This is a genomic window from Bacillus sp. LBG-1-113 (genome assembly GCF_020708615.1).
GTDB classification, from domain to species: Bacteria; Bacillota; Bacilli; order Bacillales; family Bacillaceae; genus Bacillus; species Bacillus mojavensis.
Window position 1 is genome coordinate 29,786 of the sequence record NZ_JAJFDG010000015.1, and the last position, 16,229, is coordinate 46,014.

Annotated in this window: 21 protein-coding genes and 1 pseudogene; 17 read left to right on the top strand and 5 right to left on the bottom strand. The window is 38.2% G+C overall.

The features are described 5' to 3' along the window. Window positions 1-30: 30 nt before the first annotated feature. Window positions 31-1,383: an MFS transporter gene (locus tag LJF29_RS20510; RefSeq protein ID WP_010332652.1), complete on the bottom strand. Its 1,353-nt coding sequence runs from the start codon at window positions 1,381-1,383 to the stop codon at window positions 31-33. Window positions 1,384-1,611: 228 nt separating this feature from the next. Between LJF29_RS20510 and LJF29_RS20515 the strand changes: the two genes are divergently transcribed. Further along, window positions 1,612-2,511, top strand: a complete 900-nt coding sequence (locus tag LJF29_RS20515) for a CPBP family intramembrane glutamic endopeptidase (RefSeq protein ID WP_229150246.1) — start codon at window positions 1,612-1,614, stop codon at window positions 2,509-2,511. Here LJF29_RS20515 and LJF29_RS20520 read toward each other — a convergent pair. Further along, window positions 2,508-4,397, bottom strand: coding sequence for a thioredoxin domain-containing protein (locus LJF29_RS20520; protein ID WP_229150247.1), 1,890 nt, complete (start codon window positions 4,395-4,397; stop codon window positions 2,508-2,510). The two genes, LJF29_RS20515 and LJF29_RS20520, sit on opposite strands and share 4 nt — an antisense overlap. 38 nt (window positions 4,398-4,435) lie before the next feature. Then, a complete protein-coding gene (locus LJF29_RS20525) occupies window positions 4,436-4,597 on the bottom strand; it encodes a DUF255 domain-containing protein (protein ID WP_229150248.1) in 162 nt (53 codons plus the stop codon). Window positions 4,598-4,875: 278 nt separating this feature from the next. Here LJF29_RS20525 and LJF29_RS20530 point away from each other — a divergent pair, with 278 nt between their 5' ends. Both LJF29_RS20530 and LJF29_RS20535 read left to right on the top strand, forming a co-directional pair. Beyond that, window positions 4,876-6,186, top strand: coding sequence for a hemolysin family protein (locus tag LJF29_RS20530; RefSeq protein ID WP_229150249.1), 1,311 nt, complete (start codon window positions 4,876-4,878; stop codon window positions 6,184-6,186). Window positions 6,187-6,436: 250 nt separating this feature from the next. Further along, the gene (locus LJF29_RS20535) at window positions 6,437-7,633 is read left to right on the top strand and encodes a Rap family tetratricopeptide repeat protein (protein WP_324255132.1); all 1,197 of its coding nucleotides are present in this window, start codon (window positions 6,437-6,439) and stop codon (window positions 7,631-7,633) included. A 111-nt stretch (window positions 7,634-7,744) separates the two neighbouring features. On the opposite strand, the gene LJF29_RS20540 is transcribed toward LJF29_RS20535, so the two are convergent. Both LJF29_RS20540 and LJF29_RS20545 read right to left on the bottom strand, forming a co-directional pair. After that, a complete protein-coding gene (locus LJF29_RS20540; protein WP_229150250.1) occupies window positions 7,745-8,275 on the bottom strand; it encodes an ImmA/IrrE family metallo-endopeptidase in 531 nt (176 codons plus the stop codon). Next, window positions 8,272-8,655 carry a helix-turn-helix domain-containing protein gene (locus LJF29_RS20545; protein WP_229150251.1) on the bottom strand — a complete coding sequence of 128 codons (384 nt, stop codon included), beginning with the start codon at window positions 8,653-8,655 and terminating at the stop codon, window positions 8,272-8,274. Before LJF29_RS20545 ends, LJF29_RS20540 begins: the two co-directional genes overlap by 4 nt. A 295-nt stretch (window positions 8,656-8,950) precedes the next feature. On the opposite strand from LJF29_RS20545, the gene LJF29_RS20550 reads away from it, so the two are divergent. From LJF29_RS20550 to LJF29_RS20615, 14 genes and pseudogenes are all read left to right on the top strand, one after another. Further along, window positions 8,951-9,130 carry a hypothetical protein gene (locus LJF29_RS20550; protein ID WP_017418449.1) on the top strand — a complete coding sequence of 60 codons (180 nt, stop codon included), beginning with the start codon at window positions 8,951-8,953 and terminating at the stop codon, window positions 9,128-9,130. Window positions 9,131-9,162: 32 nt separating this feature from the next. Further along, window positions 9,163-9,372, top strand: a complete 210-nt coding sequence (locus tag LJF29_RS20555; protein ID WP_267496129.1) for a hypothetical protein — start codon at window positions 9,163-9,165, stop codon at window positions 9,370-9,372. A gap of 68 nt (window positions 9,373-9,440) precedes the next feature. Beyond that, window positions 9,441-9,701: a hypothetical protein gene (locus LJF29_RS20560; RefSeq protein WP_229150253.1), complete on the top strand. Its 261-nt coding sequence runs from the start codon at window positions 9,441-9,443 to the stop codon at window positions 9,699-9,701. Between the two features lie 205 nt (window positions 9,702-9,906). Further along, window positions 9,907-10,023 carry a hypothetical protein gene (locus tag LJF29_RS20565; RefSeq protein ID WP_229150254.1) on the top strand — a complete coding sequence of 39 codons (117 nt, stop codon included), beginning with the start codon at window positions 9,907-9,909 and terminating at the stop codon, window positions 10,021-10,023. Between the two features lie 46 nt (window positions 10,024-10,069). Further along, window positions 10,070-10,444, top strand: coding sequence for a YdcP family protein (locus LJF29_RS20570; RefSeq protein WP_229150255.1), 375 nt, complete (start codon window positions 10,070-10,072; stop codon window positions 10,442-10,444). Window positions 10,445-10,693: 249 nt separating this feature from the next. Continuing rightward, window positions 10,694-12,136 (top strand): ATP-binding protein, encoded by a 1,443-nt coding sequence (locus LJF29_RS20575; RefSeq protein WP_229150261.1) that lies wholly within the window; start codon window positions 10,694-10,696, stop codon window positions 12,134-12,136. Continuing rightward, entirely contained in the window at window positions 12,129-13,187 is a 1,059-nt protein-coding gene (gene nicK, locus LJF29_RS20580; protein WP_229150256.1) for a DNA relaxase NicK, read from the top strand. The genes LJF29_RS20575 and nicK overlap by 8 nt, the downstream gene beginning before the upstream one ends. Before the next feature lie 265 nt (window positions 13,188-13,452). Continuing rightward, complete coding sequence (locus LJF29_RS20585; protein WP_167340498.1) at window positions 13,453-13,719, top strand: hypothetical protein; 267 nt, start codon at window positions 13,453-13,455, stop codon at window positions 13,717-13,719. Between the two features lie 16 nt (window positions 13,720-13,735). Beyond that, window positions 13,736-14,014 carry a hypothetical protein gene (locus LJF29_RS20590; protein WP_044430163.1) on the top strand — a complete coding sequence of 93 codons (279 nt, stop codon included), beginning with the start codon at window positions 13,736-13,738 and terminating at the stop codon, window positions 14,012-14,014. Window positions 14,015-14,031: 17 nt separating this feature from the next. Continuing rightward, complete coding sequence (locus tag LJF29_RS20595; protein ID WP_229150257.1) at window positions 14,032-14,181, top strand: hypothetical protein; 150 nt, start codon at window positions 14,032-14,034, stop codon at window positions 14,179-14,181. Between the two features lie 27 nt (window positions 14,182-14,208). Beyond that, complete coding sequence (locus LJF29_RS20600; protein WP_229150258.1) at window positions 14,209-15,273, top strand: conjugal transfer protein; 1,065 nt, start codon at window positions 14,209-14,211, stop codon at window positions 15,271-15,273. A gap of 15 nt (window positions 15,274-15,288) precedes the next feature. Next, window positions 15,289-15,537 carry a transposon conjugation system subunit ConC gene (gene conC / locus LJF29_RS20605; protein ID WP_087961787.1) on the top strand — a complete coding sequence of 83 codons (249 nt, stop codon included), beginning with the start codon at window positions 15,289-15,291 and terminating at the stop codon, window positions 15,535-15,537. Window positions 15,538-15,549: 12 nt separating this feature from the next. After that, window positions 15,550-16,074, top strand: coding sequence for a conjugal transfer protein (locus LJF29_RS20610; RefSeq protein ID WP_229150259.1), 525 nt, complete (start codon window positions 15,550-15,552; stop codon window positions 16,072-16,074). After that, window positions 15,962-16,229, top strand: a pseudogene (locus LJF29_RS20615) (hypothetical protein); the annotation flags it as partial. The gene LJF29_RS20610 and the pseudogene LJF29_RS20615, both read left to right, overlap by 113 nt.

Genomic DNA, 16,229 nt, shown 5'->3' on the forward strand with positions numbered 1-16,229 from the left:
ATCAGTGCGGTTAAACGCCGCACTGACTTTTTATATCTGCTTGGCATTCGTATTGGGGCCGAAGCAGATTAACAAAATGGAGCATGCGAGCCAGCAGCCGCCTATAAAGAAAAAGACACTGACATAGCCGAGCTGAACGGCGATAAAACCGACGAGCAATGATCCGAAGATGTTCGAGAAGCGGCCGAGACCATAGGCTAAACCGCTGCCTGACGAGCGATACTCTGTTGGGAAAGGCTCAGATGTATACGCATATAAGTTTGATGTGAAAACCCGCTCCGTAATATTAACGATGAAACCAAACACGATAATCATGATGGGAATGAAGGTCATGCCATATAAAAGACCTGCGATGGCAGTCAGAAACGCACTGGCGGCCAATATCCATTTTCTCTGGAATTTTTCGGAAATCATTGAACCCAGCAACGCACCGAGCGGAGCGCCGACCGAGTGCAATACGTTATACCATAATGTATTTTCCATCGTGACCCCGTTGCTTTTTAGCAGGCTGGGAACCCAAGAGGCAAAGCCATAGAATCCAAATGTTTCAAAAATCCATACCGCGGATAACACAATGGTTATTTTCAGGTTTCTCCCCTTTAATAATCCTGCGTAACCCGCATGTTGTACCTGTCCGCTTGCGGTTTGCGGCGCCGGAGCAGGAAGCGGGCCTTTTTCTTTTTCAACGCTTGCTTCAATCCTTTTCAGGATGGCATCGGCTTTTTCATATTCACCGCGATTTTCATGCCAGCGGGGTGATTCCTCCAGCCGCCGAATAAAGAAAAAATAAATAAGACCAACAGCGCCCCATACAAAGACAAGTCTCCATCCCCAAGAGCCGAGCGGAATGACAAAGGCTGATACGATATTGGTGATCGGAACGCCGATCAATCCGATCATGGCACAGAAAGAAATATACTTTCCGCGAACACTTGAAGGGAAAAATTCTGCTAGATAGCTATTGGTGATGACCATGGCAGCTGCGACGCCAAATCCAGTGAGGAAACGAAACGCCATTAAGGATGGGATGTCCCAAGCCGCGGCGTTACATAACGATGCGATTGAAAAAACGAAGACAAATAGATTCAAGGCTTTTTTTCGTCCGATTCGATCTGAAAGCCGTCCCCCAAGTGATGCTCCCAAGAACATGCCTAGAAACGAAGCAGCCGTTACATTGGCAATGGTTGAAAGCTGGATGCCCCAATGCTCGATCAGTGCCGGCGCTACATTGCTGAGGGTAAATAAATCCGCAAGATCAAAGAAGTAAACAATGCCGAGAGCAGTTAATACTTGGAAGTGGACACGTGAAATCGGGAGGCGGTCTAAACGGTTTGCCGCGTTTGAAAAAGGATGTGCATGTTTCGGTTTGACGCCCGTATTCATAAAAAACCCCCTTTTTTAATAGCGGGAGAAAGCCTGAACATTCTCCTCTTGGCATTATTATAAGTATCTGGAATCATTGGGAACAGTGTTCAAATCACTAGATGGAAGAACTAAATTCACACTTTTCGCCTTAATTTTGCTTAAAAGATTTCCAAAACAGTAGATTAATAGACCAAATTATGCAAATATATAGTAATATTCTCATTGAAAGGAAGAGTCATAGAAGGAATGAATTCATTTATCCGTCCTCTAGAAGGAAACAATACATTGTGGAGATATTTTTTCTCCTTGTTGGTGATGGTTGGCTTATTCTTTTTTGGAAGCATTGTTTATGTCTTTATGATGTTATTGACGGCACTTTTAAGTCCAAATATCGCGTTTGATGTGGATACAGGTATGTTAACCGATTCTTTGGCTGATCTGTTTTTAACTCATATCGTTTATGTATTTGCAATCCCAGGGGTTTGGCTGGCGGTGCGCTTTATCCTGAAACGTCCGTTTCGGTCAGTCATTACACCCCATGCAAAAATCAGCTGGCGCAGCATTTTCTTTGGCTTTATCGCTTATTTCTTGCTGATGGCTGTGGTTCAAGGGATTGATTATGCGGTTCATCCGGCGAAATACACTTTTCAGGATTTTGACGCCTCACGTTTTCTGTGGCTGCTTGTGGCATCTCTGTTATTGGTGCCGCTCCAGACTTCTGCGGAAGAACTGTTTTTCAGGGGATTTTTATTGCAGGCTTTTGGAAAAGTAATAAAGAACCCTTTTGTATTGACGCTGATTGTCGGCGGTCTATTTGGGGCTGTACACTTTGGCAATCCTGAAATGAATAATGGCGCTTTTTGGGCAGGCATTGAGTATGTAACGATTGGGATTCTTTTAACATATTATACGGTCAAAACAGGCAGCCTTGAAATTTCACTTGGTGTGCATGCCGCGAATAATATGTTTTTATGTCTTTTTATTACTGAAAAAAACAGTGTATATGGAGATATTCCTTCATTATTCGCCATCACACGGGGAAATCCGATGTGGGAGACTTTCTTTACGGTTGTCATTAATCTTTTATTTGCATTTATCGTTGTACAATACCATAAGAGATCAAAAAGAAAGCAGCAAGGTGTTTAATCCCTGCTGCTTTTTAAGGTTTGTAAGGCTTCTTCTATGTCTGTTGTCGGCTGCTGGCAGGCAAAATTTTCACAAATATACACGGTTGTTTGATCGTCTATGATGCGATAGTCAGCCGCGAATGGTGCAATGTCTTTGCACTGGTCAGGATGTTCTGCCACCAGAATGGAATCGTTTGGAATAAAGGCCTTTTGAAGTGCGCTTGTGATTTGTTTTCTGTCTGGATCGTCCGGGCGCCCAAAAATCACAATTTCCTTTTTAGGCGTCATATGTTTTAACACACTTTGCATAAAGAAAGAGTGGCCGCTCGGGTATGCCTCGATTTCAGGCTTGAACACGGAAAACCTCGTTTCGCCTTTTTCAATCAGCGACAAATCGCCTGTGACTTGCCCGAGGCGCAGGAGCTGAACGGCTGCCACGCTGTTTCCTGAAGGCACGGCGCCATCGTACACTTCTTTTTCTCTGACAATTAATGCTTCTGCGTCATGTCCGGTAAAGTAGAATCCACCATGCTCCTCGTCCCAAAACAAATCGATCATATCGTTTGACAGCTTCTTCGCTTTTTCTATATATGATAGATCAAACGAGGCTTCATAGAGATCGAGATAAGCCCATAAGAGAAAGGCATAATCGTCGATAAATCCTTTGTTTTTCACTTCGCCGTCGCGATACCGAACCATCACCCGGCCGTCGATGATTACGTTGTTTTCAATAAAGGTGATAGCGTCTTCAGCCAAGCTGAGGTATTGGGGTTCCTGGAATACCTTTGCTGCTTTAGCAAGACCCGCAATCATCAGCGCGTTCCATGAGGTGAGCACCTTATCATCGACATGCGGATACGTTCTTTTTTCACGCGTCTTTAACAGCTTCAATCTTGCATCTTCAAGCTTGCGGCTGAGCTCTTCTTCGGTTAAGCCGCTATCCGCTTTGATTTGTTCCCGCTTGGTGTGAATGAGGTTGGGAATGTTTTTGCCCTCAAAGTTGCCTTTTTCTGTGATGTCATACACGCTGCAATACAGCGTGCCGAGATCCTCTCCGAGCGTCTTCAAGATCTCTTCTTTTGACCACACGTAGTACTTTCCTTCTTCGCCTTCTGTATCCGCGTCTAAAGCGGAGAAAAAGCTTCCGTCTTTATGGGTCATTTCCCGTTGAATGAACGTAATGATCTGTTCACAAATTTCTTTGTAACGGCTGTTTTGCGTAACTTGATAAGCTTCAGTATAAGCTGTCAGCAGGAGCGCATTGTCATACAGCATTTTTTCAAAGTGAGGGACGAGCCACTCATCATCGGTCGAATAGCGGGCAAACCCATAGCCGATATGGTCATAGATGCCTCCATTTGCCATGCTGTCCAGTGTTTTCGTGACGTTGTACAAAGCGTTTTCCTGCCCCGTGGTGTGATAATAACGAAGCAAATACATGAGCATATGAGGCATAGGAAATTTCGGCGCCTGTCCGAAGCCGCCGTAGATTGTATCGAAACCATTGGCAAGCTGCTGGAATGTCCGGTGGATCGCTGATTCGCTCAACCCCTCGCTTGTTTTAGCTGCTGTTTTTGTCTGTAAATGGTTAGCGGCGTTTTCTGCAATATCCTCGACATGCTCACGATCGTTCGCAAACGTTTCTGAAAGATGCTCAAGCACGTCAACAAAACCCGGACGATTATATTTACTGGTCTTCGGAAAATATGTACCCGCGTAAAACGGCTTCTGATCTGGCGTGATAAACACATTCAGCGGCCAGCCGCCCTGTCCGGTCATCAGCTGGCAGATTCTCATATAAACAGAATCGACATCAGGGCGCTCTTCCCGATCCACCTTAATCGCAACAAAACGTTCGTTAAGAAGGCGGGCAATTTCCTCGTCCTCGAAGCTTTCATGAGCCATGACATGGCACCAATGACATGTGCGTGTAGCTACCCGAGCTAGCTATACCCAATAGATACGAGAACAGGCTTGTTTTCGCGTTTCGCTTTATCAAATGCTTCTTGTCCCCAAGGGAACCAATTCACAGGGTTATGAGCATGTTGAAGTAAATATGGAGACTTCTCAGCGATTAATCTATTGGGTTTATTGTTAGTGGGCATGGGATCACCTTCTTTCTTATTTTGACTTTGATAAACATCCTCAATATTAACTTACCACAACCAGATAAAAAAAATTCTCATACAGATTACTTCTAATAATTTTAATTGATTTTAGGTTCAAATGAACTTATAATTATGTTATAAGTGTTATATATTTAGCAGAAATGGAAATAAAATATTTTTGTTTGGTTATTGTATGTTTAAATTATCAATACTAAGGAATATGTAAAGAAGATCTTTATACAGGAGGTGTTCGCCTTACTTGGTAAGGCAAACTATTGACAACGATTAATCTTATTATATTTGCCATTTTAATTGTGTTAACCGCATTTTTTGTTGCAACTGAATTTGCGATTGTAAAAATTAGAACTTCGAAAATCGATCAACTCATATTAGAGGGCAAAAAAGGTGCTGTATCAGCAAAAAAAGTCGTTACTCATTTAGACGAATATTTGTCAGCCTGTCAGCTGGGAATCACTGTTACAGCATTAGGGATTGGCTGGGTTGGAGAGTCGACTTTTGAAGTGATTTTGCATCCCTTATTTGCTTATTTTCATGTAAGTGAACCCGTCTCACATGTATTGATTTTAGTCATTGCTTTTGTCATGGCGACCTTTTTGCATGTAGTAGTCGGTGAGCTTGCTCCCAAAACTCTTGCGATTCAAAAAGCTGAAGCGATCACTCTTTTAACAGCAAAGCCAATTATCTGGTTTTACCGTATCTTATACCCTTTTATCTGGTTTTTAAATGGTTCAGCCCGATTTATCGTCGGACTCTTCGGGTTAAAACCTGCGTCAGAACATGATCTTGCTCACTCTGAAGAAGAACTGCGTATCTTACTGTCTGAAAGCTATAAAAGCGGCGAAATCAATAAGAATGAGTTAAAGTATGTCAATAACATTTTTGAATTTGATGAAAGAATCGCCAAAGAAATCATGATTCCTAGAAGAGAAATACTAGCGATTTCTATCGATGAATCATACGAATCTGTTGTTAGGACTATTAAGACAGAGAGCTATACAAGGTATCCGGTTCTAAATGGGGATAAAGATACGATTATTGGTTTTATAAATGCCAAGGAGTTCTTGTCAGCGTATATTGATACAGATCAGAAAACAAAGGATCATTTCAAATTAGAACATCATATCAATCCTGTTATCCATGTGATTGAATCCGTTCCGATACATGATTTATTGGTGAAAATGCAGAGAGAGCGAACTCATATCGCTATTCTAGTTGATGAATATGGTGGTACTTCAGGCTTGGTCACTGTTGAAGACATTCTTGAAGAAATAGTAGGCGAAATCAGAGATGAATTTGATGAACATGAAGTTCCTGATATTAGAAAAATCAATGATAATCATTATATTTTAGATTCAAAAGTGCTTATTGAGGATGTAAATGAACTATTGGAAACCGCGTTAACAAGTGCGGATGTGGATACAATAGGCGGCTGGTTTATGACTCAAAATATAGATGCCAAACTTGGTTCTGAAATAGAAGCCGAAGGATATGTGTTTAAAGTACACAAAATAGACGGTCGGCATATTCATTATTTAGAGGTAAAACGAAACAAAAAAATATCATGAAAAGCATGAACTTAAATATTCAAAGCTGAGGATAACTTTTGTTATCCTCTTTTAATTTTTTTCTTCATTGCAATATCTTGTCAAGCCACAAAAGTATTGCTATTACCGCAAAAAAAACGCAATTAATTTGCTTGCATGTAGCCGAAATGTACCTTTTTACATTAAGAATTGTAAATGGCTTTTTGATCTGACATAATACAATTAATGTAAATATTCGAACAATTTTGTAAATCTGCGGGGTGAGATTTTCTTGGATCATACATCTATAAAAAAAGAAAGGATTCCGTATGAAATTTTAATATCTAAGTTGAATTCATGGTATACCACCATAAAGAAAAATATGATTGAAGAAGCCCAAAAGAAGAAGTCGGAAATTGAATCTCTTTTAGAAGAAGTCGAAATGAAGCAAGATGTACTCCTATATTATCAACTTTTAGATTTTAGACATGAACTAATGCTAATTTATTTGAGATCAAAAGATGTTGAGGAAGTTAGGAATACTTACGAAATTTTGAAAGAAAAAGAAGGCAGTTTGTCAAAAATGCTTGAGTATTATTTCTTCTTTTTCATGGGAATGTACGAATTCAGAAGAAAAGAACTTGTTTCTGCAATAAACGCCTATAGTTTAGCTGAAACCAAATTATCAGAGATTGAAGATGAGATTGAACGTGGAGAATTTTATTTTAAAGTATCAGAAGTATATTACTATATGAAACAAACTTATTTTTCACTGAGTTATGCAAAGAGAGCTATTAAGATATACCAGAAATTTGACATTCATGATGAAAGAATACTTCATTGCAGGTTTATTGTAGCTGGAAATTTAATTGATACTTTAAATTACAATAGTGCAATTAAGGAATTGAAAAAAGGATTACAGGATGCTTTTAAAATCGGAAAAAAATATCTCATTGCAACATTTCATATGAATTTAGGTATCGTTTATAGGAGTGTTGGTCAATATGATTTGTCGATTCAAAATCTCATGAAGGCATTGCAAGTCTTTCAAGAGGAAAAGCATATTTTTATGTCTAAAACTTTATTTAATTTGTCTCATGTATTAGCCCAAAAAGGGGAAATGAATAAAGCGCTTCTCTATTTTGAACAAGGAAGTGCCATAGCTATGCGTAACAATGATTATGAATACCAAGCCAAATTCAAATTGTTAAAGGGATTATATTTTTCCGATGAAGATGTTTCTTTGATTAATGAGGCCTTAGATTACTTTCAATCAAAGAAATTATTTGCTGATATTGAAGAATATGCTCATGAGGTTGCAGAGTTTTATTATGAAAAAGGAAATTCTTCACTCTCTAACGAATATTATCGTAAGGTAATAGCAGCCAGAAACGAAATTCGAAAAGGGGAGATTATTCATGAAGAAAAAAATGATTGCCTTATCAATGACGATTTTAATGGGGATGACAATACTGGGCTTATCCTTTAATTCAGATACTTTTGGTCATCAAGCTAAATCTGAAAATGTAATTAGTATTGCATCAGATCGGCTTGGAAGCTAAAGTAAACCCACTCGTTTTTCGTGAGTGGGCTTTTTTCTTTATATAGAGATTTCGCATACATGATTAATTCCTGTTTCCATTCGGTTTCTTGACAAAAGTTTCAATTGTGAGTGTTTGTGCTGTATGACATATGTAGGTAGATTGAAGAAAGATGCTAGTTGATGAATTGTTAAGTTTTGTATTTCGAATAAATGTTCTTTTAATAATTTGTCCGGAAGTAACAATTCAGAAGCGAATATATTTGCTTGGTGTTCTAACTTGTCTTTTAAGACAACGGAGCAATTAGCCACTTTAAAAGCATTTAAATTTTTGTGGAGGAAATAATGTCCTAGTTCGTGGGCAACAATGAATTTTTGGATTGTTTGGTGCGTTAGTTTTTCATTTGTATGGATTATATAACGATTTTCTTCTTTAAGATGTTGAAGTAAACCTTCGGCTTGTCCTAAGTTGTTCTTGGTTATAATTATATTTAGTTGTTCGCAAATTTCATAAACATCATTAGTTCCGTAACTTAACAAGATTAACTGTACTTTATGTTTTATGTTTTTGCTCGTATAAATTGGTATCACTCTTTCCTCTTTAATTCATCAACAAGCTTTATTCCATTTTTTAATGCCTTCTTAATTAGAAGGGCTGTTTCTTCGTCGAACTCACCGTCATTTTTAAAGAGTAGTGTATCCTCATCTTTTAGCTCCTCAATTACTTCATTAAATGTTTGGGTCAATTTTGAAGCTTTATTGTTGCTTTCAATGGGGGTTTTACCTACTAAATAATCAGTTGAAACATTATACAGGTCGCTTAATTGCTTTAATGTTTTTGTGTCTGGATCACGAAAATCTCTTTCATAATTAGAAATGACTTGGTTAGAAATGTTAAGTTTTTGAGCAACTTCAATTTGAGAAAGTCCACGTTTTTTTCTCGCTTCTTTTAATCGTTTTCCTAAACTCATATTAATTCGTCCAATCTACAGAAAGTTTATTTTAATCTTATCACCACTAATTGTAACCAAGCTAGGACTTATCTATTATCTTTTCGATAAGTTTATTATTAGTGTTGACTTAAACTTAATGCATAAATATAATGGTTTTACATCTATTATATGTAATATAAGGTTTTGCATTGAAATTAAAAAAGCTTATTGATTTTATGCAAAAAGTTTAATTTTGTATTGACTTAAACGTATAGTTTAATTATAATTAACTTATAAACGAAAAGACGAAAAAGGCAGAAAAGGAGGGAGTTGTTTGAAAGAATTTTTAACTGCTGAAAACATCCAAAACATTTTGGGGGTAGGGCAGGCAAAAGCATATCAAATCATTAGGGAATTAAATAAAGAACTCAAACAAGAGGGATACAAAGTTGTTAAAGGAAAAGTCAGCCGTGCCAGATTTGAAGAGAAATATATTTATAAAACAACGGGGTGAGTGTCATCGGTTTAAACCAAACTCATTTGTTTATGAAAGAAGCTGTTCCGTTGGCCAGACAAATGGAAGGTGATTGGATAGCACGAATGAAGATTGCTCTTAATTCGGTCATCATAAATCATTATTTAAACCTTCCGTTAACAAATGAAAATGTTAATGAATTACTGCGAAAAGGTGTTTCATATCGCAGGATATGTAAGCATTACGGCATTGGAAGAAAAGACATTGAAAAGCTGCGGTAATCATCCATAGTGTGACGTTATATACCACTATAGGGAGCCGTTAAGAATCCTTTGAAAGGGGGCATGCGATGAAAATAAGGGTGAATGCAACAATCATTACTGATGTTGAAGCTTTAAAGGCTGATAAGGATTTGAACCATTTTAAAGATTATGTGATTCATGAAACTTTTATTGTTGATGAAGATAATCATTTAAGGGCTAATGAACAAGTATCCAAGCAGTTAAAAGGTTGGAATTGGTGGTGTATCTGGTCAACTCGTCCATTGAGTAAGAAGGATAACCAAGTGTTTACTTTATATAACGATGAATTGTATAACTTATGTCGCTAGGGGTGTTTGTTCTTTGAAAACTATATACAGACAAAAAAAGCGCCTTGACGAATAATCATCAAGAACGCCGGCAAATAAAAACTAGACACTTTTATTATACGGCATTCTTGCTGAAAAGTCATGCGTGAGTATTTGAGTGATGAACAGCAATCACTTTAAATGCTGTAGCAGGCTAGAATAAGCGTGCGGAATAGCTGTAGTCAGCTTGATGGCTATAAATAGCCTACTAGGTTGCCACGAGGGCATAAAGCCGTTAGCAACTGATAAGCACCAAGATGGATACAGAACCGGAGCGAATCCAAAATATAAAATCGAAATTTAATGATCTTTTGAAAATAAATAATAAAAATGAAATGGGGATATGAAAAATGAACTTAAACTTTATTGTACCGGATATCAATATGACTTTTGGTGAACTGAAATTTTTAGGTTTAAACCGTGAGCGTTATGCCTATGTGGATGGAAAAAGAACGGATACTTTGGAATCGAGGATTTATAATCTAGGATCAAGTGTGCAAGGCGGGCAGATCGAAGTGACAATTCCTGCTTATGTGGATTTGAAGGAATTTGATTTCTTTAAGGATGTTGAATTGAAAAATCCGAAAATCATGGCTTCTGCTAGAGCAAATGGGAATTTTGCTAATGTTAACTGGACTGTCGAAGCAGAAGATCTCGTATTAAAAGGCACTGGGTCTAGTCCTGTAAACAAAACAGTAACACCAGGAACTTCTGATAAGAAATAATTTATAAGTCGAGTACAGTTATTTTGATTATGTTGAAGAAAACGGAGGTAATGGCGAAGTGAAGACCGTTAAATCTGTGTACTTTGAGAATGTCGTTATCCCTACAATTGAACTTGGCGAATGTCATTGTTGTGAGGAGGACAATGCCGTAGAGTATTATCAAGAAGAAGTCCCGAGAGGTTATGTGTGGGAAATGTATTGTCACTCTTGTAGAGAAAAATCATCGGGGTATGAATTCTAATGATCAATATTAGTGATTTCTTTAATAAAAGGTTTTGGAAGTACAGGGGCAAACGAATCCGCCCGTACATGAGAAACAATGTAAAATTAGCAGGCGCAATTATCTTTGTGCCTGTTTTTTTGTTATCTATGTTTCTCTTTTGGAAAGATCATCTTCTTCACTTTGATGTATTTCAAGTGATTGATCACTTTGAATGGAATGTACCTTTGATCGTTAAAAGTTTGGTTTGCTCGTTGTCAATTGGTATTGGAAGTGTGTATGTTGCCTATTTAACTTTTAATGGACTTTTTAAAAGGTTAAACCACAGGCAGATGCTTGCAAGAATGATTTTTTCTAACAAGTTTTACGAAAAAGAAAATGTGAAAGTAAGAAAAATCTTTTCAAATGAAACTGACTCAAAGGAAAAGATCACATACTTTCCAAGAATGTATTACCAGGTCAAAAACAACCACATCTATATTCGTATTGCTATGGACATGAGCCGTTTTCAGAATCGCTTCCTAGACTTAGGAAAGGATTTGGAAAACGGCTTATTTTGTGACTTGGTTGATAAACAAATGGAAGAAGGTTTTGTGTGCTTTAAACTTCTTTACGATGTCAAAAAGAATCGTATTTCCATTGATGATGCAGTAGCTGAGAATGGAGTCCTTCCGTTAATGAAGCATATATCATGGCAATTTGATAAGTTGCCGCACATGCTTATTGCGGGTGGTACAGGTGGAGGGAAAACATACTTCATGCTAACGATCATTAAGGCATGTGTTGGACTGGGGGCAGATGTAAGAATACTAGACCCTAAAAATGCAGATTTAGCAGACTTGGAAGAAGTGCTTCCGAAAAAGGTCTATTCCCAAAAGAACGGTATTCTTATGTGCCTGAGAAAGTCTGTAGATGGCATGATGGAGCGCATGGATGAAATGAAGAAAATGCCTAATTATAAGACAGGTGAAAACTATGCCTATTTAGGATTAAAGCCTGTTTTTATCTTCTTTGATGAATATGTGGCATTTATGGATTTATTAGATATGAAAGAAAGAAATGAAGCCCTTTCTTACATGAAACAGTTGGTCATGTTGGGGAGACAGGCGGGTTACTTTCTCGTTCTAGGGGCACAACGTCCAGATGCAAAATATTTGGCTGACGGTATTCGAGATCAGTTTAGCTTCCGGGTGTCGCTAGGTTTAATGTCCGATACGGGTTACGGAATGATGTTTGGCGATGTTGATAAGGCATATGTGAATAAAAAAGAGACAGGGCGAGGATATGCCAATGTTGGCACTGGTTCAGTGTTGGAGTTTTACAGCCCTATCGTGCCGAAAGGTTATGATTTTATGTCATCTATTAAAAATGCGCTGGTTGGAGTCGAGGGAGCGCAGGCGACGGCAGTCGCCAGCGGCAGCGTAAGCGACCAGACGGCCAGCGGCGAAGGAGTGAGTGAAGCGAATGGATGAGCTAAAACAACCCCCCCACGCTAACAGGGGGGTAGTAATCGTAAAAGAAGAAAATGAAAACGTTGAAAGCCCTTTAGTATCAATGGTTGACTACATTCGAGTCTCTTTTAAAACTCATGATGTTGACCGAATTATCGAAGGGGTTCTTCACCTTAGCAAAGACTTTATGACTGAAAAATCGTCTGGTTTCTATGGCTACGTTGGCACGTACGAACTGGACTATATCAAAGTCTTTTATTCTGCGCCGGATGATAACAGAGGTGTTTTGATAGAAATGTCCGGTCAAGGTTGTCGTCAGTTTGAATCGTTTTTAGAATGCAGGAAGAAAACATGGTACGACTTCTTTCAAGATTGCATGGCACAAGGCGGTTCATTTACTCGCTTTGATTTGGCTATTGATGATAAAAAGACATACTTTTCTATACCAGAACTTTTAAAAAAAGCCCAAAAGGGCGAATGTATTTCAAGGTTTAGAAAATCGGATTTCAATGGCTCCTTTGATCTATCTGATGGCATTACAGGCGGAACGACAATATATTTCGGTTCTAAAAAGTCAGAAGCGTACCTTTGCTTTTACGAAAAAAACTATGAACAAGCAGAAAAATATAACATTCCGTTGGAAGAACTAGGCGATTGGAATCGTTATGAACTGCGGCTTAAAAATGAACGTGCACAAGTTGCCATAGATGCTTTATTGAAAACAAAGGATTTAACCTTAATCGCTATGCAAATCATTAATAATTATGTAAGGTTCGTTGATGCTGATGAAAACATCACTAGAGAGCATTGGAAAACGAGCCTTTTTTGGTCTGAATTTATAGGTGATATCGGGAGACTTTCTTTGTACGTCAAACCACAAAAAGACTTCTATCAGAAATCAAGAAACTGGCTTCGTAACTCTTGTGCTCCCACTATGAAAATGGTGCTTGAAGCTGATGAACATTTAGGGAAAACCGATCTATCAGATATGATTGCAGAAGCTGAACTGGCAGACAAACACAAAAAAATGTTAGATGTGTTTCTTGCTGATGTTACTGACATGGTCGTTTAAAAACAAGCTGCTAAATCTTTATAAACACAGGTGATGCGATTAAACGTATGTGTCAACGGTACCGGAACGGAGTGAGGATAAGGAGTTGACATATTCAGCGCCACCAAAACCCTCTTGGCATTGAACAAACAACCGTTTGTTCCTGCCTACCGGCGAGGGAGTCCCCCGATGATTCGGGGGAATAGGGGGATAGATTAACAGCAATCCAACGGGCTTCCGTTGGTGGGTTTGGGTGAAACCCAAGAACTTAAATCGGAGGGATAAGATGTTTAACATTAATCTGTTGAATCAGGCCCGACTAGAGAGTGATTTGGAGTCTCTTGGCTGTTTGGATATTGCTGAGGAATTGATTGAAAAAATGATGGAAGATGTCTTTTACAGTGATGTTGCTCAAAGGGTCATAGTCCAAACTCTTGCGGTTATAGATAACGTGAATGCCAAACTTCAAGCCACATTCAACATACTGGAGGATGAAGATGCTGAGACAGATGAAAGAATTGTGGAGTTTGAAGGAATTAGCTACTACCAATAAGGGGTGAAAATCTGCGGTGTCTGCTGTAGACAAACGATTCAAAAGCTTGGGTTTTAATGTGGGTATCCCCTCTTTAGTTTTTGTGAGAAGTTTAAGCAGAGATTGTATGTTGGTTGTCGAAGGCGAACGAATAAAAGGGTTTGCTGAATATCGTTACACATTTTACAAGACAAGATATTTGCCGGACGGTCGAATGACTAGCTTAAAAGTTTATGTGGAGAATCAAAGCATAAAAAGGGTGTTACATCGTGTAGCATCCTTTTTATTATTCCTTGAAAAAACAAAACAGGTTTGAAGAAAGCGAGGTCTTTCATGAAACAGAGTGTTGAGGTTGTTGAAATTAAAGGTAAGCCAGTGGAAGTGATCGTGACGGAGTTAAACGAACCGAACTATGAAAAAATGGCGAGAGCCATTTTGAAAATGACAAGAAACATGAATGTTAACCAGGAGGAAAGTGCTTAGAAATCTATGAAAGGAGAGTGAATCGAATTGCTCCATAAAGAAATTGGCTTGGATAAAAAAGAAGAGTCCTTTTTTCGGTCTGCCTTTCAAAAACTGAAACGAATTGAAAGACCGGAAAAAGATAAACAGAAAGTTCCTCGTGACAGGTCGAAGCTGATAGCCGTCACATTGTGGTCTTGTGTCGGTGGCTTGCTGTTTATCTGCTTGCTCACTGTGCTTCTATCAATTAACACACGATCCCAACTTAATGACATGAAAGATGAAGCCAATAAGCCAACAAATGACGATAAACAAAAAATTTCGGTGACTGCTGCTGAAAACTTTCTGTCAGGGTTCATCAATGAATATGTGAATGTGAAAAACGATCAAGAATCTATTGAAAAACGCATGCAGAGCCTTGAAAGCTACATGGTGAAACATGAAGATAACCATTTTGAAAATGAAGATCGCTTTAATGTAGATGGCTTGAAAGGTGATCGTGAGTTAAAAGATTACAGCTTATATAACGTGAAAGAAGGTGATAAAAACAGTCTTTTTCAATATAAGGTCACATATGAAAATATATACCCTGTAGAAAAGGAAGTTGAAAAAGAAGTTAAAGACGGAAAGAAGAAAAAGAAGGTGAAAGAAAAGGTTAAAACAAACGAAAAATCCGAAAAACAAATGTTGCTGAATATTCCAGTCACAAATAAAGGTGATTCTTTTTCGGTGTCTGCTGTCCCTTACTTTACACAGATTTATGATCTTAAAGGCAATATTGCTTCTGAGAGTAAAGAAGAAACTAGAGACGAATATGCAGGCGAGAAAAAAGAATCTATCGAATCATTCCTTCATACTTTCTTTGAGAAATACGCTTCTGAAAAGAAAGAAGAAATGGTTTATATGATGAAAAAGCCGGAAGCGTTGGAAGGAAACTTGTTATTTGGGGAAGTGCAGTCAATGAGAATCTTCGAGACGAAAAAAGGTTTCGAGGTTTTTTGTGCTGTTCAATTTAAGGAAAAAGAAAACAACATTCCGGTAAATGAAAAATTCAGCTTAAAGATTATGGAAAACAGTGGTCAATATTACGTTAAAAAACTTACTCATCAATAGGAGGTAAATATCAATATGGAATTCATGAATTTCTTTATTCTTGGCGCAGACCTTCCAACGCTTGGAGGGGTAAAAGGATGGGCATCTGATGTTGTTATCCAATTCATTACGATCGTCGTCATGTTCATAGCCGCAAAGAATCTTATGAAATTAAAAATGGGCGGCATTATCTTTGTTTGCTGTATTGGCAGTGCGGTGACTTGGGTTATTAAACACTGGTCAGAATTCTCCGGCTGGATCAATGCGCTAATGGAAAAATTGTAAGGGGGCATATGAATGGGGCGTCTGGTGTTCAACTACCGGAAGGCAATGAGAGAGCCGAAAAAAATTCAGCAATTAACCGAAAATTATTCGTTACCCTTTGCAGTTGAGTTAATACCGGCTATTAACTATTTCATTTTTGTTGGCCTATGCTTTGGATTCTGGTACGGCGTGAGGATGATTTTTCCTCACGCTTTTGATAACAGTTTTGTCATCGTGATTTTTGGAATACCGATTTTTTTAACAATGCTTGTTACGAAAATAAAGCCGGAAGGCAAAAACATCTATTTATACTTCTTTGATTTTGCAAAGTATTACTTCTTCATCAAGCTTCCACAAAAGAAGTTTTGCAATGACCGAAAGGTTGATTTAAGTAATGAAAAACAAATTGAGTTTCGAAAACTTGTGAAGGTGGTGGATTATTCGAATGAGACTAAAAACGCCTATGAAGGCAATACACAAGAATTTTCTGTTAACAAGAACGGGCGACGTGTGGGCGTACTACCGAATAAAAAGCAATTCGATTCCTATGCAAAATAAAGAAAAAGTTGAATCGTATAAAAAGAAGTGGCAGCATCTTTTTGAAGAAATTACATCTTATGAGGATTTTCACTTGATGATGTATCCAAGTGAGTATGAATTAGAAAAACGATTTAAGGATTTAGAAACAGATATTGCGGCAGATGCAATGGATG

Coding starts and splice junctions, on each gene's coding strand:
- LJF29_RS20510 (WP_010332652.1), bottom strand. CDS start 1,383: ATGAATACGGGCGTCAAACCGAAACATGCACATCCTTTTTCAAACGCG.
- LJF29_RS20515 (WP_229150246.1), top strand. CDS start 1,612: ATGAATTCATTTATCCGTCCTCTAGAAGGAAACAATACATTGTGGAGA.
- LJF29_RS20520 (WP_229150247.1), bottom strand. CDS start 4,397: ATGGCTCATGAAAGCTTCGAGGACGAGGAAATTGCCCGCCTTCTTAAC.
- LJF29_RS20525 (WP_229150248.1), bottom strand. CDS start 4,597: ATGCCCACTAACAATAAACCCAATAGATTAATCGCTGAGAAGTCTCCA.
- LJF29_RS20545 (WP_229150251.1), bottom strand. CDS start 8,655: ATGAGTTTAGGAAAACGATTAAAAGAAGCGAGAAAAAAACGTGGACTT.
- LJF29_RS20555 (WP_267496129.1), top strand. CDS start 9,163: ATGAAAGAAGCTGTTCCGTTGGCCAGACAAATGGAAGGTGATTGGATA.
- LJF29_RS20560 (WP_229150253.1), top strand. CDS start 9,441: ATGAAAATAAGGGTGAATGCAACAATCATTACTGATGTTGAAGCTTTA.
- LJF29_RS20570 (WP_229150255.1), top strand. CDS start 10,070: ATGAACTTAAACTTTATTGTACCGGATATCAATATGACTTTTGGTGAA.
- nicK (WP_229150256.1), top strand. CDS start 12,129: ATGGATGAGCTAAAACAACCCCCCCACGCTAACAGGGGGGTAGTAATC.
- LJF29_RS20585 (WP_167340498.1), top strand. CDS start 13,453: ATGTTTAACATTAATCTGTTGAATCAGGCCCGACTAGAGAGTGATTTG.
- LJF29_RS20595 (WP_229150257.1), top strand. CDS start 14,032: ATGAAACAGAGTGTTGAGGTTGTTGAAATTAAAGGTAAGCCAGTGGAA.
- conC (WP_087961787.1), top strand. CDS start 15,289: ATGGAATTCATGAATTTCTTTATTCTTGGCGCAGACCTTCCAACGCTT.
- LJF29_RS20610 (WP_229150259.1), top strand. CDS start 15,550: ATGGGGCGTCTGGTGTTCAACTACCGGAAGGCAATGAGAGAGCCGAAA.